The 25,667-nt window shown below is 73.5% G+C and carries 24 protein-coding genes; 13 read left to right on the top strand and 11 right to left on the bottom strand.

Going from position 1 to position 25,667, the window contains the following annotated elements; translation table 11 throughout:
* Positions 1–44: 44 nt before the first annotated feature.
* The 4 genes from SCATT_RS18055 to SCATT_RS18040 form a co-directional block, all read right to left on the bottom strand.
* The gene (locus SCATT_RS18055) at positions 45–1,187 is read right to left on the bottom strand and encodes a GGDEF domain-containing protein (RefSeq protein WP_014144541.1); all 1,143 of its coding nucleotides are present in this window, start codon (positions 1,185–1,187) and stop codon (positions 45–47) included.
* 718 nt (positions 1,188–1,905) lie between these two features.
* On the bottom strand, positions 1,906–2,721 hold the full coding sequence (locus SCATT_RS18050; RefSeq protein ID WP_014144540.1) for an enoyl-CoA hydratase/isomerase family protein: 816 nt from the start codon (positions 2,719–2,721) through the stop codon (positions 1,906–1,908).
* An 88-nt stretch (positions 2,722–2,809) separates the two neighbouring features.
* Positions 2,810–3,940, bottom strand: a complete 1,131-nt coding sequence (locus SCATT_RS18045; protein ID WP_014628273.1) for an adenylate/guanylate cyclase domain-containing protein — start codon at positions 3,938–3,940, stop codon at positions 2,810–2,812.
* 240 nt (positions 3,941–4,180) lie between these two features.
* Complete coding sequence (locus tag SCATT_RS18040; protein WP_014144538.1) at positions 4,181–5,044, bottom strand: biotin--[acetyl-CoA-carboxylase] ligase; 864 nt, start codon at positions 5,042–5,044, stop codon at positions 4,181–4,183.
* A 137-nt stretch (positions 5,045–5,181) separates the two neighbouring features.
* Here SCATT_RS18040 and SCATT_RS18035 point away from each other — a divergent pair, with 137 nt between their 5' ends.
* From SCATT_RS18035 to SCATT_RS18025, 4 genes are all read left to right on the top strand, one after another.
* Positions 5,182–6,756 (top strand): acyl-CoA carboxylase subunit beta, encoded by a 1,575-nt coding sequence (locus SCATT_RS18035; RefSeq protein ID WP_014144537.1) that lies wholly within the window; start codon positions 5,182–5,184, stop codon positions 6,754–6,756.
* Positions 6,757–6,790: 34 nt separating this feature from the next.
* A complete protein-coding gene (locus SCATT_RS18030) occupies positions 6,791–6,994 on the top strand; it encodes an acyl-CoA carboxylase epsilon subunit (protein ID WP_014144536.1) in 204 nt (67 codons plus the stop codon).
* A 70-nt stretch (positions 6,995–7,064) separates the two neighbouring features.
* Positions 7,065–7,196 (top strand): morphogenic membrane protein MmpB, encoded by a 132-nt coding sequence (mmpB, locus tag SCATT_RS40370; RefSeq protein WP_014144535.1) that lies wholly within the window; start codon positions 7,065–7,067, stop codon positions 7,194–7,196.
* Between the two features lie 50 nt (positions 7,197–7,246).
* Positions 7,247–7,846 (top strand): nucleoside triphosphate pyrophosphatase, encoded by a 600-nt coding sequence (locus tag SCATT_RS18025; protein WP_014144534.1) that lies wholly within the window; start codon positions 7,247–7,249, stop codon positions 7,844–7,846.
* Here SCATT_RS18025 and SCATT_RS18020 read toward each other — a convergent pair whose 3' ends face one another.
* Positions 7,847–8,284, bottom strand: coding sequence for a hypothetical protein (locus SCATT_RS18020; protein ID WP_014144533.1), 438 nt, complete (start codon positions 8,282–8,284; stop codon positions 7,847–7,849). It lies immediately after the preceding gene.
* Positions 8,285–8,654: 370 nt separating this feature from the next.
* Between SCATT_RS18020 and SCATT_RS18015 the strand changes: the two genes are divergently transcribed.
* Entirely contained in the window at positions 8,655–10,430 is a 1,776-nt protein-coding gene (locus tag SCATT_RS18015; protein WP_014144532.1) for an acetyl/propionyl/methylcrotonyl-CoA carboxylase subunit alpha, read from the top strand.
* Between the two features lie 141 nt (positions 10,431–10,571).
* Positions 10,572–11,153: a TetR/AcrR family transcriptional regulator gene (locus SCATT_RS18010; protein WP_014144531.1), complete on the top strand. Its 582-nt coding sequence runs from the start codon at positions 10,572–10,574 to the stop codon at positions 11,151–11,153.
* Here the strand turns inward: SCATT_RS18010 and SCATT_RS18005 are convergent.
* Positions 11,150–12,091, bottom strand: coding sequence for a DeoR/GlpR family DNA-binding transcription regulator (locus SCATT_RS18005; RefSeq protein ID WP_078590779.1), 942 nt, complete (start codon positions 12,089–12,091; stop codon positions 11,150–11,152). The genes SCATT_RS18010 and SCATT_RS18005 overlap by 4 nt on opposite strands.
* Positions 12,092–12,215: 124 nt before the next feature.
* The gene (locus tag SCATT_RS18000; RefSeq protein WP_014144529.1) at positions 12,216–13,664 is read right to left on the bottom strand and encodes an NAD(P)H-quinone dehydrogenase; all 1,449 of its coding nucleotides are present in this window, start codon (positions 13,662–13,664) and stop codon (positions 12,216–12,218) included.
* 83 nt (positions 13,665–13,747) lie between these two features.
* Between SCATT_RS18000 and SCATT_RS17995 the strand changes: the two genes are divergently transcribed.
* The 3 genes from SCATT_RS17995 to SCATT_RS17985 all read left to right on the top strand — a co-directional run bounded on the left by SCATT_RS17995 (position 13,748) and on the right by SCATT_RS17985 (position 16,624).
* Positions 13,748–14,185, top strand: a complete 438-nt coding sequence (locus tag SCATT_RS17995) for a gamma-glutamylcyclotransferase (protein WP_014144528.1) — start codon at positions 13,748–13,750, stop codon at positions 14,183–14,185.
* Between the two features lie 717 nt (positions 14,186–14,902).
* Positions 14,903–15,967 carry a DUF1259 domain-containing protein gene (locus SCATT_RS17990; protein WP_014144527.1) on the top strand — a complete coding sequence of 355 codons (1,065 nt, stop codon included), beginning with the start codon at positions 14,903–14,905 and terminating at the stop codon, positions 15,965–15,967.
* A gap of 33 nt (positions 15,968–16,000) precedes the next feature.
* On the top strand, positions 16,001–16,624 hold the full coding sequence (locus SCATT_RS17985; protein ID WP_014144526.1) for a PH domain-containing protein: 624 nt from the start codon (positions 16,001–16,003) through the stop codon (positions 16,622–16,624).
* 75 nt (positions 16,625–16,699) lie between these two features.
* Here SCATT_RS17985 and SCATT_RS17980 read toward each other — a convergent pair whose 3' ends face one another.
* Both SCATT_RS17980 and SCATT_RS17975 read right to left on the bottom strand, forming a co-directional pair.
* Positions 16,700–18,391 carry a phospho-sugar mutase gene (locus SCATT_RS17980; protein WP_014144525.1) on the bottom strand — a complete coding sequence of 564 codons (1,692 nt, stop codon included), beginning with the start codon at positions 18,389–18,391 and terminating at the stop codon, positions 16,700–16,702.
* A gap of 33 nt (positions 18,392–18,424) precedes the next feature.
* Positions 18,425–19,234 carry a purine-nucleoside phosphorylase gene (locus SCATT_RS17975; RefSeq protein WP_014144524.1) on the bottom strand — a complete coding sequence of 270 codons (810 nt, stop codon included), beginning with the start codon at positions 19,232–19,234 and terminating at the stop codon, positions 18,425–18,427.
* A 728-nt stretch (positions 19,235–19,962) separates the two neighbouring features.
* Here SCATT_RS17975 and deoC point away from each other — a divergent pair.
* The 3 genes from deoC to SCATT_RS17960 are packed head-to-tail and all read left to right on the top strand — an operon-like array spanning position 19,963 to position 23,297.
* On the top strand, positions 19,963–20,967 hold the full coding sequence (deoC, locus tag SCATT_RS17970; RefSeq protein ID WP_014144523.1) for a deoxyribose-phosphate aldolase: 1,005 nt from the start codon (positions 19,963–19,965) through the stop codon (positions 20,965–20,967).
* Positions 20,968–20,970: 3 nt separating this feature from the next.
* Positions 20,971–22,425: an aldehyde dehydrogenase family protein gene (locus SCATT_RS17965; protein ID WP_014144521.1), complete on the top strand. Its 1,455-nt coding sequence runs from the start codon at positions 20,971–20,973 to the stop codon at positions 22,423–22,425.
* Positions 22,422–23,297 carry an aldehyde dehydrogenase family protein gene (locus tag SCATT_RS17960; protein WP_014628266.1) on the top strand — a complete coding sequence of 292 codons (876 nt, stop codon included), beginning with the start codon at positions 22,422–22,424 and terminating at the stop codon, positions 23,295–23,297. The genes SCATT_RS17965 and SCATT_RS17960 overlap by 4 nt, the downstream gene beginning before the upstream one ends.
* Positions 23,298–23,345: 48 nt before the next feature.
* On the opposite strand, the gene SCATT_RS17955 is transcribed toward SCATT_RS17960, so the two are convergent.
* Positions 23,346–23,708, bottom strand: coding sequence for a hypothetical protein (locus SCATT_RS17955; protein ID WP_014628265.1), 363 nt, complete (start codon positions 23,706–23,708; stop codon positions 23,346–23,348).
* Between the two features lie 179 nt (positions 23,709–23,887).
* Here SCATT_RS17955 and SCATT_RS17950 point away from each other — a divergent pair, with 179 nt between their 5' ends.
* Complete coding sequence (locus tag SCATT_RS17950; RefSeq protein WP_014144518.1) at positions 23,888–24,532, top strand: uridine kinase family protein; 645 nt, start codon at positions 23,888–23,890, stop codon at positions 24,530–24,532.
* A 112-nt stretch (positions 24,533–24,644) separates the two neighbouring features.
* Here SCATT_RS17950 and SCATT_RS17945 read toward each other — a convergent pair whose 3' ends face one another.
* A complete protein-coding gene (locus SCATT_RS17945; RefSeq protein ID WP_407696619.1) occupies positions 24,645–25,415 on the bottom strand; it encodes a SigE family RNA polymerase sigma factor in 771 nt (256 codons plus the stop codon).
* Positions 25,416–25,667: the final 252 nt, after the last annotated feature.

The raw sequence follows: 25,667 nt of genomic DNA, 5'->3' as shown, positions 1-25,667 counted from the left end.
GACTGAATCTCCATCTGTCACGGGGTGGGACCGGGCGGCGCCCCTTACCGGCGGCCCCGGAACGTCCGCCGCTCCCCCGGCTCCGGAGGCGGCCCCGGCGGCGCGTCGGCCAGCTCGGCGACGGCCCGTCCGGCGATCACCGGCTTGGCCGAGCGCTCCGCCTTCGCCTGGTACTGCGCCGCGTCCGCCAGCCGGAACAACCGCCGCGCCGACCGCACCGGCCCGGCGTCCGCGTCGGTCGAGGCCACCCCGACCGCCACCCCGTCGCCCAGCCCCAGCCAGCGTGCCCGCACGCACAACTCCTCCGCGGCCCGTTCCACCTCCGACGCCGCGCACCCCTCGGCCAGCAGGCAGAACTCGTCGCCGCCCAGCCGCGCGGCCAGGCTCCCCGGCAGCATCGCCCCGCACAACGACAGCACCGAGCCGAACCCCACCAGCAGCTTGTCGCCCACCTCGTGGCCGAGGGTGTCGTTGACCCGCTTGAGGCCGTTGAGGTCGCACACCACCAGGAAGACCTCGGTGCCCTCGGTACGGTGGCGTTCCAGCGCCTCGTCCAGCCGGGCGTCGACCGCGCGCCGGTTGGCCAGCCCGGTCAGCGGATCGGTGAACGCCAGCCGCCGGACCTCTTCCAGCCGCTCGGTCTGGGCGACCCCGGCGGCGATCACCGCGGACAGCACGGTGGCGAACTCCGCGTCGGCCCGGCCGAACACCGGCTCGTCCAGCTCCCGCGCGATGTACAGCTCGCCCCAGGCGCGGCCGTGCAGCACGATCGGGGCGACCACGCAGCACCCCCGGCCGCGCCGCCGCAGCGCGGCCACCCGCTGGTGCGGGTACGGGCCGGTGCCGCGGCCGTCGGCGGTCTCCACCCACGCGTGCGGCTCGCCACCGCCGGCCCACTCGCCGTGCAGGTACTCGACCACCTCCGGGAAGTCGTGCACCGGATACGTCTCGTCGGCCGGGAACCGCTCCTCCCCCGGCGCGAGCCGCCCGTCGTTGACCAGCACCCTCAGCAGACCGCGCTCGCGTTCCCACACCGACACCGCGGCGAACGAGGCCCCCAGCGCCTCGCGCACATGGCCCGCCGCGGCCCGGGCCGCGTCCACCGGCGTCTGCGCCGCCGCCACCGCCCGGGCGAGCGCGACCACGGCCATCAACCGCGCGTCGCCCCCGATCTCCCGGTCACCCATGCGATCAGGCTAAGCGCTCCACCGCTTCGCTCGCGCTGGCGGTCAGCCATCACCTGGTGGCCGGTACCCCCGGATCCCCGCTGCCCGCGGCTGGTCCGGCCACGCCGTGGTGGGCGGGTGGGTGGGAGCGTCCTGGCCGGTGGGTGGGGGGTGGGGTTTTGGTTTGGTTCGGCACGGGGTGCGTACGCCTTCGGTGCGTTGGGGGTCGGGGGCGCGCCGGGGGTGACTCCTCGCTCCAGGTATCCGCCACAGCTTGGCTCCGGCTACTGGGTCGCTGTGGGGACACCCCCGGCACACCCCCTCCTGTCCGTTCGCGGGTGCCTCTCTTCGCGGGGGAGGGTGAGATAGGAGGTTGGGGTCACCCCGATCTCCTTTCTCACCCCCTCCGTGCCGCAGCGCGGAACGAGACCGGACGGGGGCGTGCAGGGGTGTCCCCGCAGCGACCCAGCAGCCGGAGCGCAACCGTGGCGGATACGCGGAGCGAGGAGTCACCCCGGAGGGCCCCCGGACCCAAGGCAGACAGTGCGCATCCCGCACTGTACGAACACAGCCACGGGTGGGCGGGGGGAAACATCAGTGACGCCAGCCACGACGAAGCGGAATCGGGCGCACCCCGAGGACGTAATGGCTGACGCCAGCCACGACGAAACCGGGAGCGGGGGCACCCCGAGGACGTAATGGCTGACGTCAGCGCGAGCGAACCCGCGCGAGCGAACCCTCAGGAGGGCCACACCGGCCGCCTCTTCTCGTTGAACGCCGCCACCCCCTCCGCCCGGTCCGCCGAGAAGGCGACCTCACGCCACGCCCCGTCCTCCACCTCGAGCCCCTCCCGCAGGCCCAGCCCCTGCCCCAACCGCAGGGCCCGCTTGGCCGCGCGCAGTCCGACGGGCGAGTTGGCCGCGATCCGTCCGGCCAGCGCCAGCGCCTCCTCGCGGGCCAGGCCCGGGTCGGTGAGGACGTCGATCAGGCCGAGCGCGTGGGCCTCCACCGCGGCGACCCGGCGGGCGGTGAAGATCAGTTCGGCGGCCTTGGCGGCGCCGACCCGGCGCGGCAGGAGTTGGGTGCCGCCGCCGCCGGGGATCACGCCCACCGAGACCTCCGGGAGCCCCACCACCGCGGTGGGGTCGGCCACGATCACGTCGCAGGAGAGCGCCAGCTCGAAGCCGCCGCCGAGGGCGAAGCCGTGGACGGCGGCGATCGCCGGCACCGGCAGGTCGAGCACGGCGGTGTAGGCCGCGCGGGTGACCGGGCGCTGCCGGCCGAGGTCGGCGTCGCTGAAGGAGTTGCGTTCCTTCAGGTCGGCTCCGACGCAGAAGGCCCGGTCGTGGGTGGAGGAGAGCACCACCGCCCGTACCCCGTGGTCGGCGGCGACCGCCTGGCAGGCGGCGGTCACGCACCGGGCCATCTCGGTGGAGACCGCGTTCATCGCCTTGACCCGGTCCAGCACCAGTTCGGCGACGTGGCCGCCGTCGCCGTGGCGCCGTACCGCGACCCACTCGCCGAACCGTTCCTCCGCCGCCGTGGCCTCCGCCATCGTGCTCACGCTCCGTTCCCGCCCGAGATACGTCAACGATCGTTAACGGATCATCGCAGGGCACCGGCGTCCACGGAAAGGGCCACGCTCAGCCGCGCCGGCTCAGCAGCCAGGGCTCGACCACGCCGAGGCCGCGCACCGGGCGGCGCCACATCGGCTGGAGGGCGAAGCGGTACTTCTCGTCCTCGCCGGCGTCGCCCTCCGAGACCGGGGCGTCACCGGAGGCCCGCAGCGCGTCGGCCAGCTCCGGGTCGACCAGCACGGCGTCCCGTGGCGCTATCGAGGTGAGCCGGCTGGCGAGGTTGACGGTGGTGCCGAAGACGTCGCCCATCCGCGTGGTGACCGTGCCGAACGCCATCCCGACCCGCAGCGCCGGCATCGTCTCGTCCCCGGTCATCGTCTCGATCAGGCGCAGCGCGATCTCCGCGGCGACCCCGGGGTCGTCGGCCACGTAGAGCACCTCGTCGCCCAGGGTCTTGATGAGCCGGCCGCCGTGCGCGGCCACCAGGTCGGCGGAGGTGGTCTCGAACGCCTCGACCAGCTCGCCGAGTTCCTCCTCCTCCAGCCGCCGGGTCAGCCGGGTGAAGCCGACCAGGTCGGCGAAGCCGACGGCGAGCCGGCGGTTGACCGCCTCGGCGTCGTCGGCCTGGGCGACCCGGCTGGTGGCGGCGGCGAGCTGGCGGCGCCACACGTAGATCAGGAACTCCTCCAGCTCCGGCAGGAGCAGCTCCACCAGCGGGTAGGCGACCTCGGCGCGGGTCATGCCGGGTTCCGGGGGCTCGGTGAGCCCTTCGAGGAAGGAGTCGGTCTGCCAGTCGGCGAGCCGGGCGGTGGTCTGGCCGGTGGACCGGGCCACCTGGACGGCCATCGACTCGCTGAGCAGTCCGGCCTCGACCAGGCCCGACAGCCGGCGCAGCGCGAGCACGTCGGCCTCGGTGAGCGCCTTGGCCTGCCCGATGTCGGCGAACCCCATGGCCCGCCAGAAGCGGGAGGCCAGCTCCATCGGCACGCCCGCGCTGCGCGCCGCCTGGAAGGGGGTGTAGCGGCGTTCGGCGCCCAGGATCAGGTGTTCCAGGCGCAGCGCCAGCGGGTCCTCGCCGGCCCCGGGTTCCTCGCCCTCGCCCGGTTCGTCGTCCTCCGGCGGCAGCGCGGGGCCGTAGACCACGGCGTCGCCGGGAGCGGCGGACGGCGCGCCCTCCGCCGCGGATCCGGCGCCCATCGGACGGAACTCCTCGTCTTCCGCGCTCACCGCTCGCCCCCTGCCTGCCCCCGGGCGCGGCGGCGCGCCGCGCCGGGGACCGTACGCCGCCGCGCCGGAGGTCCGCACCGCACGCCGCGGCCCGCTCCGGCCGGGGTCTGCCGCAAGGCTCCGACCACTGCCCTTCCGATCACACTGGGGTCCCGGGACGGACCCGGAGAACGTCGGATCAACGATACGGCAGTGTGCTCTGGCTCACGCTCACCGGCGGTTGCCGCCGGCCGCCCCGGCCGGGCGGACGTGGACCACGTCACCGGCCCCGACCGCCTCCTGGCGCCCGTCGCTGTCGATCACCAGCCGGCCCTCGGCGTCCACCGCGACCGCCTCGCCGGTCAGCTCGCGTCCGCCGGGCAGTTCGGCGCGTACGGCGCGGCCCAGGGTGGCGCAGCCGGCCGCGTACGCCTCCTGGAGCCGGCAGGGGTGCGGGTCGCCGTCGGCCTCCCGCCAGCGTCCGTACCACTCGGCGAGCGAACGCAGCACGGCCCGCAGGATCGGGTCGCGGTCGGTGACGGGGGCGCCGGCCAGCGCGAGGGAGCCGGCGGTGGGCACCGGCAGTTCCTCGGCGCGGAGGGTGACGTTGAGGCCGATGCCGATCACGACGCCGTCCGCGCCGACCCGTTCGGCCAGGATGCCGGCGGTCTTGCGTTCCTCGCCGCCGACGGTGACCAGCAGGTCGTTGGGCCATTTGAGCGCCGTGTCCACCCCGGCGGTGCGGGAGACCGCGGTGGCGGTGGCGACCCCGGCGAGCAGCGGCAGCCACCCCCAGCGGTCGGCCGGGACGCCGGCCGGGCGCAGCAGCACCGACAGGAAGAGCCCGGAGCGGGGCGGGGCGCTCCACCGCCGGTCGAGCCGGCCACGGGCGGCCGACTGCTCCTCGGCGACGAGCACGGTGCCCTCGGCGGCGCCCTCCCGGGCCCGGGCGGCGAGGTCGGAGTTGGTCGAACCGGTGCGGTCGACCACGTCCAGGGCGGTCCACAGCCCGCCGGGGACCAGCAGCGCGCGGCGCAGCGCGGTGGCGTCCAGCGGCGGTCGTTCCAGGTCGGACCAGCGGTTGGCGGAGGTCATGACGGCACCCTACGGCGCTCGGGCCCGGGTGATTGTGGCCAACGCCGCAGTGTCGACCCCCGTACCGTCCCACTACGCTACGAACAGCGTTACTCACCAGTCACGTCCGAGCCCCCACCCCAGGAGAGCCGCCCGACATGGCCGAGACCGACATCCACACCACCGCGGGGAAGCTGGCGGATCTGCGCCGCCGGATCGAGGAGGCCACGCACGCGGGCTCCGCGCGGGCGGTCGAGAAGCAGCACGCCAAGGGCAAGCTGACCGCCCGGGAGCGGATCGAACTGCTGCTGGACGAGGGGTCCTTCGTGGAGCTGGACGAATTCGCCCGGCACCGCTCGACCAACTTCGGCATGGAGCACAACCGCCCCTACGGCGACGGCGTGGTCACCGGTTACGGCACCGTGGACGGCCGTCCGGTGGCGGTCTTCTCGCAGGACTTCACGGTCTTCGGCGGTGCGCTGGGCGAGGTCTTCGGCGAGAAGATCGTCAAGGTGATGGACTGGGCGCTGAAGACCGGCTGCCCGGTGATCGGCATCAACGACTCCGGCGGCGCCCGCATCCAGGAGGGCGTCACCTCGCTGGGGATGTACGGGGAGATCTTCCGCCGCAACACCCACGCCTCCGGGGTGATCCCGCAGATCTCGCTGATCATGGGGCCGTGCGCGGGCGGCGCCGTCTACTCGCCGGCGATCACCGACTTCGTGGTGATGGTCGACCAGACCTCGCACATGTTCATCACCGGTCCGGACGTGATCAAGACGGTCACCGGTGAGGACGTGGGCTTCGAGGAGCTGGGCGGGGCCCGCAGCCACAGCACCCGTTCCGGCAACGCCCACCACATGGCGGCCGACGAGAAGGACGCCGTCGAGTACGTCAAGGCGCTGCTGTCCTACCTGCCCTCCAACAACCTCTCCGAGCCGCCGGCCTTCGACGAGGAGGCCGACCTGGCGGTCACCGACGAGGACCTGGAGCTGGACACCATCGTCCCGGACTCCGCCAACCAGCCGTACGACATGCGCCGGGTCTTCGAACACGTCCTGGACGACGGGGAGTTCCTGGAGACGCAGGCGCTCTTCGCCCCCAACATCCTCACCGGTTTCGGCCGGGTGGAGGGGCGTCCGGTGGGCGTGGTGGGCAACCAGCCGATGCAGTTCGCCGGCTGCCTGGACATCGACGCCAGCGAGAAGGCCGCGCGCTTCGTGCGCACCTGCGACAGCTTCAACATCCCGGTGCTGACCTTCGTGGACGTGCCCGGCTTCCTGCCCGGCACCGACCAGGAGTGGAACGGCATCATCCGGCGCGGCGCCAAGCTGATCTACGCCTACGCCGAGGCCACCGTCCCGCTGATCACCGTGATCACCCGCAAGGCGTACGGCGGCGCGTACGACGTGATGGGCTCCAAGCACCTGGGCGCCGACCTCAACCTGGCCTGGCCGACCGGCCAGATCGCGGTCATGGGCGCGCAGGGCGCGGTCAACATCCTGCACCGCCGCACGCTCGCCGAGGCCGAGGACCCCGACCCGCTGCGCCAGGAGCTGATCGCCGAGTACGAGGACACCCTGCTCAACCCGTACGTGGCGGCCGAGCGCGGCTACGTCGACGCGGTCATCCCGCCGTCCGAGACCCGCGCCCACATCGTCAAGGCGCTGCGCACGCTGCGCAACAAGCGCGAGACGCTGCCGCCGAAGAAGCACGGCAACATCCCGCTGTGATCCGGACGTATCCCCGCGCAGGAAGGCCGTCTTCATGATCAAGGTCGTACGGGGCAACCCGACCCCGGAGGAGTTGGCCGCCGCGCTGGCGGTGGTCCAGGCGCGGGCGGTAGCGGCGCCGGCGCGGGACGGCGCGGGGCGCGCCGGCGCGTGGGCCGACCCGGCGCGCGGGGTGCTGCTGCGCCGGGTGCCGCGCCCCGCTCCGGCCGCCTGGCGCACCACGTACTGGCCGGTCTGACCGGTCGTTCCGCCGGGTTTGAGTACGCGTACTCAGGCGCGCCGGAGCTGGGCGGTTCAGGATCATTGGTGTGCTGTGGTCCGACCCGTCCGAAGAGCCGCCCGAGGAGTTGCGGCGCGCTCAACAGGCGCTGCGGCGGGTGGTTCTGGTGATCGCGGTGCTGGCGCCGTTGCTGATCCTGCTGGTGGCCTGGCCGGGGTGACCCCGGCCGGCCGCCGGGAACGGGGGCGCGGCTGGCTACCCTTGGGGGCCATGACCACCGACCGTGTTCTCGTGCTCGCCTCCGCCTCCCCCGCCCGCCTCGGACTGCTGCGGCAGGCCGGACTCGCCCCGCGCGTCGTGGTCAGCGGGGTGGACGAGGACGCGATCACCGCCGACACCCCGGCCGAACTCGCCCGTGTCCTCGCCGAGGCCAAGGCCGCCGCGGTCGCCGCCGGCCTCACCGAGGACGCGCTGGTGATCGGGTGCGACTCGGTGCTGGAGCTGGACGGCCGGGCGCTGGGCAAGCCGCGGGACGCCGCCGACGCCACCGCCCGCTGGCACGCCATGCGGGGCCGCAGCGGGGTGCTGCGTACCGGCCACTGCGTGATCGACACCGTCACCGGCAAGCAGGTCTCGCGCACCGCGTCCACCACGGTCCGCTTCGGCACCCCGGACGACGCCGAGATCGACGCCTACGTGGCCAGCGGTGAACCGCTCCACGTGGCCGGGGCGTTCACCCTGGACGGCCGGTCGGCGCCGTTCGTCGAGGGGATCGACGGCGACCCGGGGAACGTGATCGGGCTGTCGCTGCCGTTGCTGCGCACGCTCCTGGCCGAACTGGACGTGCGGATCACGGAGTTGTGGGCCTGATCAGGGCGTGGCGGGCGGCGCCGGTTCCGGTGCGACGGCCGGGGCGGCGCCGCCCGGCCCGTAGTTGATCAGGGTGAGCACCACGGCGCCGAGGATCACCATCACCACGGCGAAGGAGAGCCAGCCGACGATGCCCGCGGCGGCGGCGCCCAGCGCCCCGTTGAGCACCGCGGCGAGGATCAGCGCGAGCCGTCCGAAGCGCCCCGGGGCCCGGTCGCGCACCGCGGTGACCACCGCCACCACGGCGCAGCCGAGCAGGAGGACGACGAGCAGCGCCCCGGCCGCCCACGCCCCGGCCGACATGGCCGAGGGCTTCAGCCCGGCCAGCGACATCGACTGGTGGCGCACCGCGTAACCGAGCGCCAGGTTGACGAACCCGACCCCGCACGCCTCGACGACCAGCAGCACCGCGGCGAGCGCCGCCACCCCTCTGCGCATCGGCCCGCCGCCCCCTCCTGGTTACCGCAGGTATCGACATCCAGGACGCTACTCATGGGTAAGGGAGCCGACAAGACCCCTGCGCGCTTCACTCGTACGAGGACCGCCACCCGGCAAACTTTTCGCCCTCATCTAGTGGGAACCCCACAAAGATTCCCCCATGCCACCCCGTGGCGGGTGGACCGGGCGGCCAGCCGGGGCAAGCTGCCGGTAACGCCGCGACGAGCGGCGTACCGTGGAGCGACAAGGCATCCGGCGTTTTCCGAGAGCGTCGCGCCACACTGCGTGTGGGGAAGCTCACCCATAGGGGTGGCTCGGCATGACGTGTCGGCAGTCCCTAAACTCGCCTTGTTTCAAGGAGGGAGCCATCGTGCGCAAGGTGCTCATCGCCAACCGCGGCGAAATCGCCGTCCGCGTCGCTCGTGCCTGCCAGGACGCCGGGATCGCCAGCGTGGCGGTCTACGCCGATCCGGACCGGGACGCGCTGCACGTCCGCGCGGCCGACGAGGCGTTCGCGCTCGGCGGCGATACCCCTGCCACCAGTTACCTGGACATCGCCAAGGTGCTGAAGGCCGCCGAGGATTCCGGCGCGGACGCCGTCCACCCGGGCTACGGCTTCCTGTCGGAGAACGCCGAGTTCGCCCAGGCCGTGCTCGACGCCGGGCTGATCTGGATCGGCCCGCCGCCGCAGGCCATCCGCGACCTCGGCGACAAGGTCGCGGCCCGGCACATCGCCCAGCGCGCCGGCGCCCCGCTGGTGGCCGGTACGCCCGACCCCGTCTCCGGCGCCGAGGAGGTCGTGGCCTTCGCCGAGGAGCACGGCCTGCCCATCGCCATCAAGGCCGCCTTCGGCGGTGGCGGACGCGGCCTGAAGGTCGCCCGCACCCTCGAAGAGGTGCCCGAGCTCTACGACTCCGCGGTACGCGAGGCGGTGGCCGCCTTCGGCCGCGGCGAGTGCTTCGTCGAGCGCTACCTGGACCGGCCGCGCCACGTGGAGACCCAGTGCCTGGCCGACCAGCACGGCAACGTGGTCGTCGTCTCCACCCGTGACTGCTCCCTCCAGCGCCGCCACCAGAAGCTCGTCGAGGAGGCCCCGGCGCCGTTCCTGACCGACGGCCAGGTCGCCGAGTTGTACCGGGCGTCCAAGGCGATCCTGCGCGAGGCCGGCTATGTCGGCGCCGGTACCTGCGAGTTCCTCGTCGGCCAGGACGGCACCATCTCCTTCCTGGAGGTCAACACCCGGCTCCAGGTCGAGCACCCGGTCACCGAGGAGGTCTCCGGCATCGACCTGGTCCGCGAGATGTTCCGGATCGCCGACGGTGAGGAACTGGGCTACGACGACCCGGCGTTGCGCGGCCACTCCTTCGAGTTCCGCATCAACGGCGAGGACCCGGGCCGCAACTTCCTGCCCGCCCCCGGCACCGTGACCCGCTTCGACGCCCCCTCCGGCCCCGGCGTGCGGCTGGACGCGGGCGTGGAGGCCGGCAGCGTCATCGGCCCCGCGTGGGACTCGCTGCTGGCCAAACTGATCGTCACCGGCGCCACCCGCAAGCAGGCGCTGGAGCGGGCCCGCCGGGCGCTGGCCGAGTTCCAGGTCGAGGGCATGGCCACCGCCGTCCCGTTCCACCGCGCGGTCGTCACCGACCCGGCGTTCGCCCCCGAGGTGCACGGCTCCGAGGGGCCGTTCACCGTCCACACCCGGTGGATCGAGACCGAGTTCGACAACACCATCCCGCCGTTCACCGGCGGCGCGGTGGCCGACGAGGACGAGGGCGAGGGCGCCCGGGAGACCGTGGTCGTCGAGGTCGGCGGCAAGCGGCTGGAGGTGACGCTGCCGGCGTCGCTGGGCATGGGCACGGTCGCGGCGCCGGGCGGCTCCAAGAAGGCGCCGCGTCGCAAGACCGCCAAGAAGTCCGGCCCCGCCGCCTCCGGCGACACCCTCGCCTCGCCGATGCAGGGCACCATCGTCAAGGTGGCCGTCGAGGAGGGCCAGCAGGTCGACGAGGGCGACCTGATCGTCGTCCTGGAGGCCATGAAGATGGAGCAGCCGCTCAACGCGCACCGCAGCGGCACCGTCAAGGGGCTCACCGCCGAGGTCGGCTCCTCGGTCTCCTCCGGCGCCGCCATCTGCGAGATCAAGGACTGACGCGGCCTCATCCGCCACGACGGGCCCGGCCGTTCGGCCGGGCCCGTTCGCGTCGCGGGACGACCGGCCGCGGGCGGTGCGATTCTTGACGGGGAACCGGGGGGAGGCCGGAACGCATCGCCGCACGAGGAAGGGCCCACGATGGCGACCAGGAGCGGAACCGCACCGCGCACCATGCGCGCGGACGCGCGACGCAACTACCAGCGACTCCTCACCGAGGCCAAGGCCGCCTTCCTGGCCCAGGGCAGCGACGCGCCCCTGGAGGAGATCGCCCGCCGCGCCGGGGTCGGCATCGGCACCCTCTACCGCCACTTCCCCGACCGCACCGCGCTGATGGCGGCGGTCTTCACCGGCGAGGTGGACGCCCTGGTCTCCCTCGCCGGTGAACTCGCCGGCCGCCCCGACCCCGTCGACGCCCTCGCCGTCTGGCTGCGCGCCGTCATCACCCACTCGACGGCCTACCGCGGGCTCGGCAAGGCCCTGATGGCCACCGGCGCGGCCGGCCTGGACTCCTGCCAGGCCCCGCTGCGGCAGGCCGGCGGCACCCTACTGGAACGCGCCCGGGACGTCGGCGGGGTCCGCCCGGACGCGGACATCCCCGACCTGCTCCGGCTCTGCCACGCCATCGGCCTGGCCGCCGAGGCCGACCCGGACGACCCCGGACTCGCCGACCGGCTGCTGGCCCTGGCCGTCGACGGCCTGCGGGCCCGGGAGACGTCCTAACGACGGCGCGGCGCCAGGTCGGTGACCCGGCCCGGCTGGTGGTCGCCGGGGACGGTACCGCGCAGCGCGGGCGCCGGCGGGTGGTGGCGCCGCGGCCCGGGTACGGGGACGTCCCGGCGCGGGCGTCCGCCGCCGCTCTCGGCGCCGTCGGAACCCGGCACCGGCGCCGTGGTCACCCGTACCCCGCAGTCGGCCAGCGCCTGGAGTTCGGCGGCGGCCCGGTCGTCGCCCAACGGCGGCTCGTCGGTGACCAGATGGGTGATCACGTCCGCCGGGACCGTCTGGAACATGGTGTCGATGCCCAGCTTGGTGTGGTCGGCGAGGACCACCACCTCGGCGGCGGCCTGCACCAGCGCCCGGTCCACGCTGGCGGAGAGCATGTTGGAGGTGGACAGCCCGCGCTCGGCGGTGAGCCCGCTGCCGGACAGGAACGCCCGCGAGACCCGCAGACCCTGCAACGACTGCTCGGCCCCGCTGCCCACCAGCGCGTAGTTGGAACCGCGCAGCGTGCCCCCGGTCATCACCACTTCGACCCGGTTGGCGTGCGCCAGCGCCTGCGCCACCAGCAGCGAGTTGGTGACCACGGTGAGCCCCGGCACCCGGGCGAGCCGGCGGGCCAGCTCCTGCGTGGTCGTCCCGGCGCCGACCACGATGGCCTGCCCCTCCTCGACGAGCCCGGCGGCCAGATCGGCGATGGCCGTCTTCTCCGCGGTGGCGAGGTGGGCCTTCTGCGGGAAGCCGGACTCGCGGGTGAAGCCGCCGGGCAGCACCGCACCGCCGTGCCGGCGGTCGAGCAGCCCCTCGGCCTCCAGCGCCCGCACGTCCCGCCGCACGGTCACTTCGGAGGTCTGGACGACACGGGCGAGCTCCCGGAGCGAGACCGCCCCGTTCGCCCGCACCATTTCGAGGATCAACTGACGACGTTCTGCTGCGAACACGAAACTGACAGTAACGCCAACGACCGTCTTGTTTCAGCAGTTTGCACCAATAAACGGAAGTTGTTCACGCACAGTGGCAAAGAGTGCTATGAGGGGCGCGCCGCACCGCGCCCGGGCGCATCCCTCAGCGCCCCTGCGCCGTCTTCCGGTTGTGCAGCTGCCGGGCCACCTCGGCGACCGAACCCGACAGGGACGGATAGACGGTGAACGCGTTGGCGATCTGTTCCACGGTCAGGTTGTTGTCCACCGCGATCGAGATCGGGTGGATCAGCTCGCTGGCCCGCGGCGCCACCACCACGCCGCCCACCACGATCCCGGTGCCCGGGCGGCAGAAGAGCTTCACGAAGCCGTCCCGGATGCCCTGCATCTTCGCCCGCGGGTTGCGCAGCAGCGGCAGCTTCACCATCCGCGCGTCGATGGTGCCGTTGTCCACGTCGGCCTGCGAGTAGCCGACGGTGGCGATCTCCGGGTCGGTGAACACGTTGGCCGAGACGGTCTTCAGGTCCAGCGGCGCCACCGCGTCGCCCAGGAAGTGGTACATCGCGATCCGGCCCTGCATCGCCGCCACCGAGGCCAGCGCCAGCACCCCGGTGCAGTCCCCGGCCGCGTAGATGCCCGGCGCCGTGGTCCGCGAAACCCGGTCGGTCCAGATGTGCCCGGACTCCTTCAGCCGCACCCCGGCCTCCTCCAGGCCGATCCCGGCGGTGTTGGGGATCGAGCCGACCGCCATCAGGCAGTGGGTACCGCTGATCACCCGGCCGTCGGCCAGCGTGACCTCCACCCGGTCGCCGATCCGCTTGGCCGCGGCGGCCCGGGACCGCGCCATCACGTTCATGCCCCGGCGCCGGAAGACGTCCTCCAGCACCGCGGCGGCGTCCGGGTCCTCCCCCGGCAGCACCCGGTCGCGCGAGGAGACCAGCGTGACCTTGGAACCCAGCGCCTGGTACGCCCCGGCGAACTCCGCGCCGGTGACGCCGGAGCCCACCACGATCAGCTCCTCGGGCAGCTCCTCCAGGTCGTACACCTGCGTCCAGTTGAGGATCCGCTCGCCGTCCGGCAGCGCGTCCGGGATCTCCCGGGGGTGGGCGCCGGTGGCTATCAGCACGGCGTCGGCGGTGAGGGTGTCGGTGGTGCCGTCGGCCATGGTGACGGTCACCGCCCGGGAACCGTCCGGCGCCTGCGTCGGCTCGACCCGGCCGCGCCCGCGCAGCACCCGCGCCCCGGCCCGGGTGACCGACGCGGTGATGTCGTGCGACTGGGCCAGCGCCAGCCGCTTCACCCGGCGGTTGACCTTGCCCAGGTCCACGCCGTGCACCCGGTGGCGCTCGTCCGCCGAGGGGTTCTCGTGGGCCACGGTGATGCCCAGCTCCTCGTAGGAGGAGTCGAACGTCGTCATCACCTCGGCCGTGGCGATCAACGTCTTCGACGGCACGCAGTCCGTCAGCACGGACGCTCCGCCCAGACCGTCGCAATCCACGACGGTCACCTCCCCGCCGAGCTGGGCCGCGACCAGCGCCGCCTCGTATCCGCCGGGTCCGCCACCGATGATCACGATCCGAGTCACGTGCTCCATTGTCCCGTACGACCCGTACAGCGGGCGACCGGGGCCGCCGCCCCGCCCCGGGCCGCACACCCGGCTCCCGTACGCTGTCGGGCATGTCGCTCTACGCCGCGTACGCAGGAAACCTCGACGCCCGGCTGATGAGCCGCCGCGCCCCGCACTCCCCGCTGCGCGGCACCGGCTGGCTGGACGGCTGGCGGCTGACCTTCGGCGGGGAGCAGATGGGCTGGGAAGGCGCGCTGGCGACGCTCGTCGAGGACCCGCTGCACCAGGTCTTCGTGGGCCTCTACGACATCGCCCCGCGCGACGAGGCCTCCCTCGACCGCTGGGAAGGCGTCCCGCTGGGTGTCTACCGCCGCACGATGGTGCGGGTGCACACGCTGGACGGGGAGGTGACGGCGTGGGCCTTCGTGCTCAACGACTACGAAGGCGGACTGCCGTCGGCGCGCTACCTCGGTGAGATCGCCGACGCGGCGGAGTCGGCGGGGGCGCCGCACGACTATGTGATGGCGCTGCGGAAGCGCCCCTGTTAGGCCGCCACGGGTTCGCTCGCGCTGGCGGTCAGCCATTACTCCGTGGCCCGGTTCGCCCGTTTCAGGTTTCCGGGGTGGCCCCCGTTCGCCCCTGCCCGGTGGGTGGTTGGGGTGGGTTTTTGGTTTGGTTCGGCACCGGGTGGGTTCGCCTACTGCCGGTACGGGATCGGGGGCGCGCCGGGGGTGACTCCTCGCTCCAGGTATCCCCCAAGGTCGCGCTCCGGCTATTGGGTCGCTGCGGGGACACCCCCGGCACACCCCCTTCTGTCCGGTTGGCGGGTGCCTCTCTTCGCGGAGGGAGGGGTAAGGAGGAGGTTGGGGTGACCCCGGTCTTTTTCTCACCCCCTCCGTGCCGCAGCGCGGAACGATGCGGAACGGGGGCGTGCAGGGGTGTCCCCGCAGCGACCCAGCAGCCGGAGCGCAACCGTGGCGGATACGCGGAGCGAGGAGTCACCCCGGAGGGCCCCCGGACCCAAGGCAGACAGTGCGCGCCCCGCGCTATGCGAACACAGCCACGGGTGGGCGGGGGGAAACATCCGTGACGCCAGCCACGACGAAAGGGGAACGGGCGAACCCCGAGGACGTAATGGCTGAGGCCAACGGGGTGGAAGGGGGGTCCGGGCCGGGAACTCGTCGGCGGAACGGGAATGGCGAAACCCGTACGACGTGACGTGGGCGCAAACGACACCGGCGCTTACCTGGACACCGAGGGTTGACATGCCTGCCATCCGCTCCGGACGCAACGGCCACCGGCTGCGTGCCTCCGTCGCACTCACCACCTGCGCCGTGACCCTGACCGCCTGCGCCGCCCAAGGCGCGGGCACCGGTACCAGCGCCGGTGACGGACACCCCGGCCCGCCCGCCCCGCGCGGAGCGCACCGTCATCGGGCGCACTGCCCCCACGTCCAGTACCCCGAACGCACCAAGGACGCCGACTGGAAGGGCGTCGCCGAGGCGCTCGGCCGTACCGGCACCACCCGGGAGGACGTCGCCTTCGGCGTCTCGCTGCCGCGCCGCGATCTGAAGGTGACCAGCCACGGGGTCACCGTCCTGTCCTCGCTGGCGCTGGCCGGCAGCGCCGCGTTCGTCCGGTACTGCGACGGCACCATGCTCATGGGCGACCTGGTCCTCACCGGGGACGAGGTCGACAAGGCCAGCGACGCCCTCCAGGCCGCCGGGATCGACCAGACCGCGCTCCACAAGCACCTGCCGGACGAGCAGCCCGCCATCTGGTGGACGCACTTCCACGCGATGGGCGACCCGGTCACCCTGGCCCGCAAGCTCAAGACGGTGCTGGAGGTCAGCGGCAACCCCATCGCCGTACCGCCCCCCGCGGAGACCAGGCCCATCGACCTCGACACCACGACGATCGACAGGGAGCTGGGGCGCAAGGGGGTCGCCGAGGGGCGGATCTACAAGTTCTTCCTCTCCCGGCGCGACCGGATCCTCAGCCACGGCCACGTCCTGCCCGGGCCGATCGGGGTCAACACCGCCATCAAGTTCCAGGCGATCGGCAAGAAGCAGGCCGCCATCAACGGCGACTTCGTCCTCCGCGCCGACGAGGTGCAGCCGGTCGTCCGCGCGCTGCGCAAGCACGGCATCCGGCTGGTCGAACTCCACAACCACATGCTGGACGAGCAGCCCAGGATGTTCTTCCTGCACTTCTGGGCCGTCGGGGACGGCAACGAGCTGGCCCGGGCGCTGCGTCCCGCGCTCGACGCCACCGACCTGGCGCCGGCCTCCGCCAACGCCCCGGCGCCGGCCGACGGCGGACCCGAGTAGGTCCCCCGGGGACCGTCGGGCACAATCGTCCGCATGACGAACCCTGCGCCCTCGGCCCCCCGGCCCGCCTACGCGGACCGCCGGTACCGGTCACCGCTCGGGGTGACCGGCGGGGTGCTGCTGCTGGCCATCGGGGTGTGGATGGTGGTCGACGCGCTGATCCGCGGCACCGGGCGCACCCCGTGGCTCGCCCTGGCCGGGCTGCTGCTGGGGGCGCCGCTGGTGATCGCCTTCACCGTCCGCCCGGTGGTGCTGGCCGGGGCCACCCGGATGCTGGTGCGCAACCCGTTCCGGACGATCACGATCCCGTGGTCGGCGGTCGAGTCGGTCCGGGCGCGGTACTCCAGCGAGGTGGTCGCGGGCGGCCGTACGTACCAGTTGTGGTCGGTCCCGGTCTCGTTGCGGGCCCGCAAGCGCGCGTTGCGCCGCACCGGCCGGGGTACGGCGGGGGTGCCCGGTCACGTCCACGGCGGCCTGGCCGACGGCGTCGTACGGGCCCCGTCCGACCAGGCGATCGTCACCTTGCGGGAGCTGGCCGAGCGCCACGGCCCGGAGGAGGCGGCCCAGGGGCCGGTGCGGGTGCGGTGGGCGTACGAGATCATCGCCCCGGCGGTGGCCGGCGCGATCGCGCTGGCCGTGCTGCTGGCGACCGGCTGAGCGTACCGCCGCGACCACGGAGAACGGCGGTGGGCCGGGGGCGAACCCCCGGCCCACCGCCGTTCCGCGTCACGGTCAGATGCCCGCGGCGGCGGCCAGGTCCTTCTTGACCTCGGCGAGCACCCCGGCGGCCAGCGTCCGGGCGGCCGGCAGCCCGTCCTGGCCGGTGACCGGCACCACGACCTCCAGGTAGCACTTGAGCTTGGGCTCGGTGCCGCTGGGCCGGACGATGACCCGGGCGCCGGAGACCCGGTCGTCGCCCGCGAGGTGGTAGCGCAGGCCGTCGGTGGGCGGCAGCCGGTCGCTGCCCTCGCTCAGGTCCTCCGCCGAGGTGACGGTGAGCCCCGCCAGCGTGGCCGGGGGCCGCTGCCGCAGCCGGGCCATGGCGTCCGCGATCAGGGTGAGGTCGGCGACCCGGACCGAGAGCTGGTCGGTCGCGTGCAGCCCGTGCTCCACGGCGATGTCGTCCAGCAGGTCGGTGAGGGTCCGGCCCTTGTGCTTGAGGGTGGCCGCCAGTTCGGCCACCGCCAGCGCCGCCGTGACGCCGTCCTTGTCCCGTACGCCCTCCGGGTCCACGCAGTAGCCCAGGGCCTCCTCGTAGCCGTAGCGCAGGCCCGGTACGCGGGCGATCCACTTGAAGCCGGTCAGGGTGTCCTCGTAGGGCAGCCCGGCCGCCTCGGCGATCTTCGACAGCAGCGAGGAGGAGACGATGGAGGCGGCGAGCACGCCCGCCTTGTGGTGGCTGACCACGAAGGTGGCCAGCAGCGCGCCGACCTCGTCGCCGCGCAGCATCCGCCAGCCGGACCGCGCCGACGGGTCGGGGACGGCCACCGCACAGCGGTCGGCGTCCGGGTCGTTGGCGATCACGATGTCCGGACCGGTGCGCCGGGCGTGGGCGAACGCCAGGTCCATCGCCCCGGGCTCCTCCGGGTTGGGGAAGGCCACGGTCGGGAAGTCCGGGTCGGGGTCGGCCTGTTCGGGGACGACCTCGGGGGCCGGGAAGCCGGCCCGGGCGAACGCGGCGGTCAGCGCCTCGCGGCCCACGCCGTGCAGCGGGGTGTAGACCACGGAGACGTCCCGGGCGCCGTCCGGGGTGACCACGCGGGCGGCGCGGTCCAGGTAGGCGTCGAGCACGGAGTCGTCCAGCACCTGCCAGCCGTCCTCGGCCAGCGGTACGCCGGCCAGCGCGCCGACCGCCGCGATGCGCTCGGCGATGCCGGAGTCGGCGGGCGGCACGATCTGCGAGCCGTCGCCCAGGTAGACCTTGTAGCCGTTGTCCCGGGGCGGGTTGTGGCTGGCGGTCACCATCACGCCGGCCGCCGCGCCCAGGTGCCGGATGGCGAAGGCGAGGACGGGGGTGGGCAGCGGACGCGGCAGCAGCGCGGCGCGCAGCCCGGCGCCGACCATCACGGCGGCGGTGTCGCGGGCGAAGTCGTACGACTTGTGGCGGGCGTCGTAGCCGATCACCACCAGGCCGTCGGACCGGGACGCGTCCTTGAGGTACACGTCCTCGAGGTAGGCGGCGAGCCCGGCCGCGGCGCGGATCACCACGGCCCGGTTCATCCGCATGGGCCCGGCGCCCAGCTCACCGCGGAGCCCCGCGGTGCCGAACTGGAGGGTGCCGGAGAACCGCTGGGCGATCTCCGCCCGGTCCTCCGGCGAACCGGCCGCCGCGCCGTCGACCAACGCGGCCAGCTCCGCCCGGGTCTGCGGGTCCGGGTCCTCGGTCAGCCAGGCGCGGGCCTGTGCGAGCGTGTCGTTTCCCATCAGCGACTCTCCTGGACTCTCCTAGCGGATCGGTCAGATACGGCCGAGCACCTGGGCGAGCAGGCTGCCCATCCGGGTGGCGGAGTCGCGGCCGGCCTCCAGCACTTCCTGGTGGTTGAGCGGCTCGCCGGTCATGCCCGCGGCGAGGTTGGTGACCAGCGAGATCCCCAGGACCTCGGCACCGGCCTCACGGGCGGCGATCGCCTCCAGCGTGGTGGACATGCCCACCAGGTCCCCGCCGATCGCCCGGACCATGCCGATCTCGGCCGGGGTCTCGTAGTGCGGGCCGGGGAGCTGGACGTAGACGCCCTCGGCGAGGGTCTCGTCGACCTCCTTGCACAGCGCCCGCAGCCGCGGCGAGTACAGGTCGGTGAGGTCGACGAAGTTGGCGCCCACGATCGGCGAGGTGGCCGTCATGTTGATGTGGTCGCTGATCAGGACGGGCTGGCCGGGACGGTAGTCGGGGCGCAGGCCGCCGCAGCCGTTGGTCAGGACGACGGTCTTGCAGCCGCCGGCGACCGCGGTGCGCACGCCGTGCACGACGCTGGCCACGCCGCGGCCCTCGTACAGGTGGGTGCGCCCGAGGAAGATCAGGGCACGCTTCTCGCCGATCCGCACGGAACGGATGGTGCCGGCGTGACCGGCGACGGCGGGCGGCGGGAAGCCGGGGAGCTCGGTGACGGGGAATTCGTGCTCGGGCGTACCGAGCGCGTCGGCGGCGGGGACCCAGCCGGAACCCATGACGAGGGCGACGTCGTGGGCCTCGACGCCGGTCAGCTCGCGCAGGCGGGCGGCGGCGGCGTCGGCGGCGGCGTAGGGGTCTCCGGAGATATGCGTGTTCACGCGGACGAGGGTAACGGGTAATCGCCTACGCGCGTAGACGCTCCCGCTGGCGGCCAGCGGGTTCGCTCGCGCCGTCGCCAGCCATCACCTCCCCGGGGTGCGCCCGTTTCCCTTTCGTCGTCGCTGAGGTCACGGATGTTTCCCCCCGCCCACCCGTGGCTGTGTTCGTACAGTGCGGGATGCGCACTGTCTTCCTTGGTTTCCGGGGCCCTCCGGGGTGACTCCTCGCTCCCCGTATCCGCCACGGTTGCGCTCCGGCTGCTGGGTCGCTGCGGGGACACCCCTGCACGCCCCCGTCCGGTCTCGTTCCGCGCTGCGGCACGGAGGGGGTGAGAAAGGAGATCGGGGTGACCCCAACCTCCTATCTCACCCTCCCCCGCGAAGAGAGGCACCCGCGAACGGACAGGAGGGGGTGTGCCGGGGGTGTCCCCGCAGCGACCCAGTAGCCGGAGCCAAGCTGTGGCGGATACCTGGAGCGAGGAGTCACCCCCGGCGCGCCCCCGACCCCCAACGCACCGTAGGCGTACGCACCCCGTGCCGAACCAAACCAAAACCCACCCCCACCCCCCACCGGACAGGGGCGAACGGGGGCCACCCCGGCATCCTGAAACGGGCGAACCGGGCCGCGGAGTAATGGCTGACCGCCAGCGCGAGCGAACCCGCTGACCGCCAGCGCGAGCGTGGGGGTGGCGCGCCGCTACGCGCGTAGATATGCTCGGCTGGTGACCATGCTGAATCCTGGGCCCACCCCACGCGCGCACGGCAACGACGCCGCGGGCCGGCCGGCCGCCATGGCCGAGGTGACCCGCTCCGACGCGGCGTTGCGGCGCTTCCTGCACGGCCTGCCGGGCGTCGACGCGGTCGGGCTGGAAGCCCGCGCCGCGATGCTCGGCAGCCGATCGATCAAGACCACCTCGAAGGCGTACGCCATCGACTTGGCGATCTCCATGATCGACCTGACCACCCTGGAAGGCGCCGACACGCCCGGCAAGGTGCGGGCGCTGGCGGCCAAGGCCGTCCATCCGGACCCCACCGACCGTACCGTCCCCCGGGTCGCCGCGGTCTGCGTGTACCCGGACATGGTGCACGTCGCCAAGGAGGCGCTGGCCGGCACGGCGGTCAACGTGGCGTCGGTCGCCACCGCCTTCCCGGCCGGCCGCGCCGCACTCCCGGTCAAGCTCGCCGACACCGCCGACGCGGTGGCCGCGGGCGCCGACGAGATCGACATGGTCATCGACCGGGGCGCCTTCCTCTCCGGCCGTTACCTCCAGGTCTTCGAGGAGATCACCGCGGTGCGCGAGGCGTGCGTCCGCCCGGACGGCACCGCCGCCCACCTGAAGGTGATCTTCGAGAACGGCGAGCTGGCCACCTACGACAACATCCGCCGCTGCTCGTGGCTGGCGATGCTGGCGGGCGCCGACTTCATCAAGACCTCCACCGGCAAGGTGGCGGTGAACGCCACGCTGCCCAACACGCTGCTGATGCTGGAGGCGGTCCGCGACTTCCGGGCCGCCACCGGCACCCAGGTCGGGGTGAAGCCGGCCGGTGGCATCCGTACCACCAAGGACGCCGTCAAGTACCTGGTGGCGGTCAACGAGACGCTGGGCGAGGACTGGCTGACCCCCGAGTGGTTCCGGTTCGGCGCCTCCAGCCTGCTGAACGATCTGCTGATGCAGCGTCAGAAGCTGAGCAGTGGCCGGTACTCCGGTCCCGACTACGTAACGGTGGACTGACCCATGGCATTCGAGTACGCGCCCGCCCCGGAATCGCGCGCGGTGGTCGACATCGCGCCGTCCTACGGGCTCTTCATCGACGGCGAGTTCACCGAGGGCGCCCAGGGGATCCTCGACAAGACGGTCTCCCCCGCCACCGAGGAGGTGCTCGCCGAGTACACCCGGGGCGGCGCCGAGGACGTGGACCGGGCGGTGCGCGCCGCCCGCAAGGCGTTCGAGAGCTGGTCGGCGCTGCCGGGCCGGGAGCGCGCCAAGTACCTGTTCCGGATCGCCCGGATCGTCCAGGAGCGCTCGCGTGAGCTGGCGGTGCTGGAGACGCTGGACAACGGCAAGCCGATCCGCGAGTCCCGCGACACCGACCTGCCGCTGGTCGCCGCGCACTTCTTCTACTACGCGGGGTGGGCCGACAAGCTCTCCTACGCCGGCTTCGGGGAGAACCCGCGTCCGCTGGGCGTGGCCGGCCAGGTCATCCCGTGGAACTTCCCGCTGCTGATGCTGGCGTGGAAGATCGCCCCGGCGCTGGCCTGCGGCAACACCGTGGTGCTCAAGCCGGCCGAGACGACCCCGCTGTCGGCGCTGTTCTTCGCGGACATCTGCCGTCAGGCCGGGCTGCCCAAGGGCGTGGTCAACATCGTCACCGGGGACGGCGCCACCGGTGCCGCGCTGGTGGCCCACCCGGGCGTGGACAAGGTGGCCTTCACCGGTTCCACCGAGGTCGGCAAGGCGATCGCCCGTACCGTCGCCGGGACCGGCAAGAAGGTCACCCTGGAGCTGGGCGGCAAGGCGGCCAACATCGTCTTCGACGACGCGCCGATCGACCAGGCGGTCGAGGGGATCGTCAACGGGATCTTCTTCAACCAGGGCCATGTGTGCTGCGCCGGTTCCCGGCTGCTGGTCCAGGAGTCGGTCGCCGACGAGCTGCTGGACGCGCTCAAGCGGCGGATGGCCACCTTGCGGGTGGGCGACCCGCTGGACAAGAACACCGACATCGGCGCCGTCAACTCCGCCGAGCAGCTGGCCCGGATCACCGAGCTGGCGCGGTCCGGCGAGGAGGAGGGCGCCGAGCGCTGGTCGCCGGCGTGCGAACTCCCGGACAGCGGCTACTGGTTCGCGCCGACCCTGTTCACCGGGGTCACCCAGGCGCACCGGATCGCCCGCGAGGAGATCTTCGGCCCGGTGCTGTCGGTGCTGACCTTCCGTACCCCCGCCGAGGCCGTGGAGAAGGCCAACAACACCCCGTACGGGCTGTCGGCGGGCATCTGGACGGAGAAGGGGTCGCGCATCCTGTGGATGGCCGACAAGCTCCGGGCCGGGGTGGTGTGGGCCAACACGTTCAACAAGTTCGACCCGACGTCGCCGTTCGGCGGCTACAAGGAGTCGGGCTACGGCCGCGAGGGCGGCCGGCACGGTCTGGAGGCGTACCTCGCCCCGTCGAAGCCGAAGGCGAGTGAAGAATGAGTGCTGCTGGTACGCGGTTGAGCGTCTTCAAGACCTACAAGCTGTTCGTCGGGGGCAAGTTCCCCCGTTCCGAGAGCGGGCGGGTGTACGAGGTGACCGACGCTGAGGGCACGTGGCTGGCCAACGCGCCGCTGGCGTCCCGCAAGGACGGACGGGACGCCGTGGTGGCCGCCCGTAAGGCGTTCCCGGGCTGGTCGGGGGCGACCGCGTACAACCGCGGTCAGATCCTGTACCGGGTCGCCGAGATGCTCGAAGGGCGCCGTGAGCAGTTCGCCGCCGAGGTGGCCGCCGCCGAGGGGGTCTCGCGGGACGAGGCCGCGGCGCTGGTGGACGCCGCCGTCGACCGCTGGGTGTGGTACGCGGGGTGGACCGACAAGATCGGTCAACTGGCCGGTGGCGCCAACCCGGTGGCCGGGCCGTTCTTCAACCTCTCCACGGTGGAGCCGACCGGGGTGGTGGCGGTGCTGGCGCCGCGGCGCTCCTCGTTCCTGGGGCTGGTCTCGGTGATCGCCCCGGTGATCGCCACCGGCAACACCGCGGTGGTGGTCACCAGCGAGCGGTCCCCGCTGCCCGCGCTGTCGCTGGGTGAGGTGCTGGCCACCTCGGACCTGCCCGGCGGCGTGGTCAACCTGCTCTCCGGCAAGGCGGCCGAGATCGCGCCGCACCTGGCCTCGCACGCCGACGTCAACGCCATCGACCTGACCGGCGCCGACGCCGAGCTGGCCAGGGAACTGGAGGTCGCGGCGGCCGACAACCTCAAGCGGGTGCTGCGCCCGGCGGCCGGCGGGACCGACTGGGCCGCCGACCCGGGCACCGGCCGGATGCTGGCGTTCACCGAGACCAAGACGGTCTGGCACCCGACCGGGGTGTGACCTCCGGGTGCGGCGCGTCCTCCGTCCAGGGCGCGCCGCACACCGGTTTCACCGGCCGCCGGGGAGCGCCTTGGCCACCTGGCCGAGCAGCGGCAGCTCGGAGAGGGAGGCGCCGTCGGTGAGCGGCTTGGTGACCGTGGTGGTGCCGAGCGGCCGGAATCCGGCCGCCTTGGTGGCGACGCCGTTGGTGAGCGGGTCCACGGTGGTGCGGGCCAGCGGGTCGAGCTGGAGGTGGGTGACGGGGGCCACGCCGCTCTCCAGGCCGTGCAGGGTGCCGCCGACCACGTCGCCGGCGCCGGGGACTTCGGCCGGGGCCGCCGTAGCCGTCGCCGTTCCGGCGGTGAGCGCGGTGCCCAGGGCCGACAGGGCGAGCGCGGTGCGCAGCATGGCGCGACGTGAGCGAAGTGACATGGCGACCTACCCGGTGGTGCGGACTGCGAGCGCAGGACTGCGGACACAAGCACGGAGCCACGCAGCGTAGTTGAATGATTCCGGTGCGTCCACTTCCGTCCGGTTCGGCGCGTTGTCGGCGGACCCGGCGCGCCCCGCCCGTTCACACCGCGGCCGGACGTCGTTCACACTGGTCTTCCGTGACCTCCGCTGATCCCGCGCGCCCTGCCGCGCTCGTCATCCTGCTCACCGGGCCGTCGGGCTCGGGCAAGTCCTCGCTCGCGGCGCGCACCGGGCTGCCGGTGCTGGCGCTCGACGACTTCTACAAGCCGGCCGGCGACCCGACGCTCCCCCAACTGCCCGGGGGCGGCCCCGACTGGGACTCGCCCGCCTCCTGGGACGCGCGGGCCGCGCTGGACGCCATCGAGGCGCTGGCCCGGGGCGCCGCGGTACGGGTGCCGGTGTACGACATCGCGGCCAGCGCGGTCACCGGTCACCGCGCGTTCGGCCCGGTGGCGGCGCCGGCCTTCGTGGCGGAGGGGATCTTCGCCGCCGAGCTGGTCGGGCGGTGCCGGGAGCTGGGGCTGCTGGGCGAGGCGTTGTGCCTGCGGGGGCGGCCGGCGGTGACGGCGTGGCGGCGGTTCCGGCGTGATCTGCGCGAGGGGCGCAAGTCGGTGCCGTACCTGGTGCGGCGCGGCTGGCGGCTGATGCGCGCCGAGGGGCCGATCGTGGCCCGTCAGACGGCGCTGGGCGCGCGGGCCTGCGACGGTGCTCAGGCGCTGGCCCGGATAGCCGCGGTGGCGGACGCCGGGGCCGCCGAGGAGCGCGCCGCGGCCCCGGCCTGACCCCCGGGTTCACGAAGGCATAAGGGAAGGGGCGGGACCGCGAGCCCCCCCCCCGGCCGCCTGGTCCCGCCCCTCGTCCACCCCGTCCCCCCGGGCCCGTTCGTCGTGGCCGTCAGGCGACCAGCTCGCCGAAGGCCTCGCTGAAGTCGCGGCCCTGGCTGAGCACCTCGTCGTCGCGGAGCCGGCGCAGCGAGCGCCAGATGCTGCTCTTGACGGTGCCGATGCTGATGCCGAGGATGTCGGCGATCTCCGGGTCGGTGCGGCCCTCGTAGTAGCGCAGGACGAGCATGGTGCGCTGCGGCTCCGGCAGCTTGGCGAGCGCCTGCCACAGCACGGCGCGCAGTTCGGTGCCGCGCATCGCGTCGGCGTCGCCGGCGGTCTCCGGCAGCTCCTCGGTGGGGTACTCGTTGAGCTTGCGGCGGCGCCAGGCGCTGATGTGCAGGTTGGTCATGGTGCGGCGCAGGTAGCCGCCGACGGCCGCCTTGTCGCTGATCCGGTCCCAGGCCCGGTAGGTGGAGAAGAGCGCGTTCTGCAGCAGGTCCTCGGCCTCGTGGCGGTCGCCGGTGAGGTGGTAGGCGGTGGCGTACAGGGCGGCGCGGCGCTCGGTGACGTAGGCGGTGAAGTCGGCCTCGGCGGCGTTGTCCGGGGCCGGCGCGGGGCGCGGGATCGCGGGCCGGGGTGCGGCGCCGCCGTCGATCGCGGTCATCAGGCCGGCCCGGTTGCGCAGCGCCGTCCCCGGTACCGGCCGCGCGGTGCCGCGGACACGTCCGCGGGCCGGGGCCTGGGCGGCGGAGAGGGCCGGGGCCGCCCCGGTCCGCCCGTCGCTGTGCGGACGCCGCCGCACGATGTCGGTGGCGGAGGTGGTGGTGTGCATGGCGCTCATCTCGTGCCCCCGGGGACGGAACCGGCTGGTGACGGTTTTCGGCTGGTCGGTCGTTCCGGCGGGGTGGCCCCGCCGTTGTGTCACCAGACTGGCGGACCAGTTTCATCGCGCTGTCCGGCGAGTGTCACAGCCGCGTCACAGCGTCCCGGGGTCCGTGGCGCGCCGGTGACCGGGCGGACGGGCGTCGGTGCAGGGTGGACGGGGGTCCGGCGGCCATGGGCGCCCGCTCACCCCCGTACGGCGTAGGCCACA

It is taken from the genome of Streptantibioticus cattleyicolor NRRL 8057 = DSM 46488 (assembly GCF_000240165.1).
Lineage (GTDB): Bacteria > Actinomycetota > Actinomycetes > Streptomycetales > Streptomycetaceae > Streptantibioticus > Streptantibioticus cattleyicolor.
This window is presented reverse-complemented; position numbering and strand designations above follow the sequence as displayed.

Excerpts from the sequence above, each read along its gene's own strand:
- SCATT_RS18055 (WP_014144541.1), bottom strand. The coding sequence starts at position 1,187 with ATGGGTGACCGGGAGATCGGGGGCGACGCGCGGTTGATGGCCGTGGTC.
- SCATT_RS18050 (WP_014144540.1), bottom strand. The coding sequence starts at position 2,721 with ATGGCGGAGGCCACGGCGGCGGAGGAACGGTTCGGCGAGTGGGTCGCG.
- SCATT_RS18045 (WP_014628273.1), bottom strand. The coding sequence starts at position 3,940 with ATGGGCGCCGGATCCGCGGCGGAGGGCGCGCCGTCCGCCGCTCCCGGC.
- SCATT_RS18040 (WP_014144538.1), bottom strand. The coding sequence starts at position 5,044 with ATGACCTCCGCCAACCGCTGGTCCGACCTGGAACGACCGCCGCTGGAC.
- SCATT_RS18035 (WP_014144537.1), top strand. The coding sequence starts at position 5,182 with ATGGCCGAGACCGACATCCACACCACCGCGGGGAAGCTGGCGGATCTG.
- SCATT_RS18030 (WP_014144536.1), top strand. The coding sequence starts at position 6,791 with ATGATCAAGGTCGTACGGGGCAACCCGACCCCGGAGGAGTTGGCCGCC.
- SCATT_RS18025 (WP_014144534.1), top strand. The coding sequence starts at position 7,247 with ATGACCACCGACCGTGTTCTCGTGCTCGCCTCCGCCTCCCCCGCCCGC.
- SCATT_RS18020 (WP_014144533.1), bottom strand. The coding sequence starts at position 8,284 with ATGCGCAGAGGGGTGGCGGCGCTCGCCGCGGTGCTGCTGGTCGTCGAG.
- SCATT_RS18010 (WP_014144531.1), top strand. The coding sequence starts at position 10,572 with ATGGCGACCAGGAGCGGAACCGCACCGCGCACCATGCGCGCGGACGCG.
- SCATT_RS18000 (WP_014144529.1), bottom strand. The coding sequence starts at position 13,664 with ATGGAGCACGTGACTCGGATCGTGATCATCGGTGGCGGACCCGGCGGA.
- SCATT_RS17995 (WP_014144528.1), top strand. The coding sequence starts at position 13,748 with ATGTCGCTCTACGCCGCGTACGCAGGAAACCTCGACGCCCGGCTGATG.
- SCATT_RS17990 (WP_014144527.1), top strand. The coding sequence starts at position 14,903 with ATGCCTGCCATCCGCTCCGGACGCAACGGCCACCGGCTGCGTGCCTCC.
- SCATT_RS17985 (WP_014144526.1), top strand. The coding sequence starts at position 16,001 with ATGACGAACCCTGCGCCCTCGGCCCCCCGGCCCGCCTACGCGGACCGC.
- SCATT_RS17980 (WP_014144525.1), bottom strand. The coding sequence starts at position 18,391 with ATGGGAAACGACACGCTCGCACAGGCCCGCGCCTGGCTGACCGAGGAC.
- deoC (WP_014144523.1), top strand. The coding sequence starts at position 19,963 with ATGCTGAATCCTGGGCCCACCCCACGCGCGCACGGCAACGACGCCGCG.
- SCATT_RS17965 (WP_014144521.1), top strand. The coding sequence starts at position 20,971 with ATGGCATTCGAGTACGCGCCCGCCCCGGAATCGCGCGCGGTGGTCGAC.
- SCATT_RS17960 (WP_014628266.1), top strand. The coding sequence starts at position 22,422 with ATGAGTGCTGCTGGTACGCGGTTGAGCGTCTTCAAGACCTACAAGCTG.
- SCATT_RS17955 (WP_014628265.1), bottom strand. The coding sequence starts at position 23,708 with ATGTCACTTCGCTCACGTCGCGCCATGCTGCGCACCGCGCTCGCCCTG.
- SCATT_RS17945 (WP_407696619.1), bottom strand. The coding sequence starts at position 25,415 with ATGAGCGCCATGCACACCACCACCTCCGCCACCGACATCGTGCGGCGG.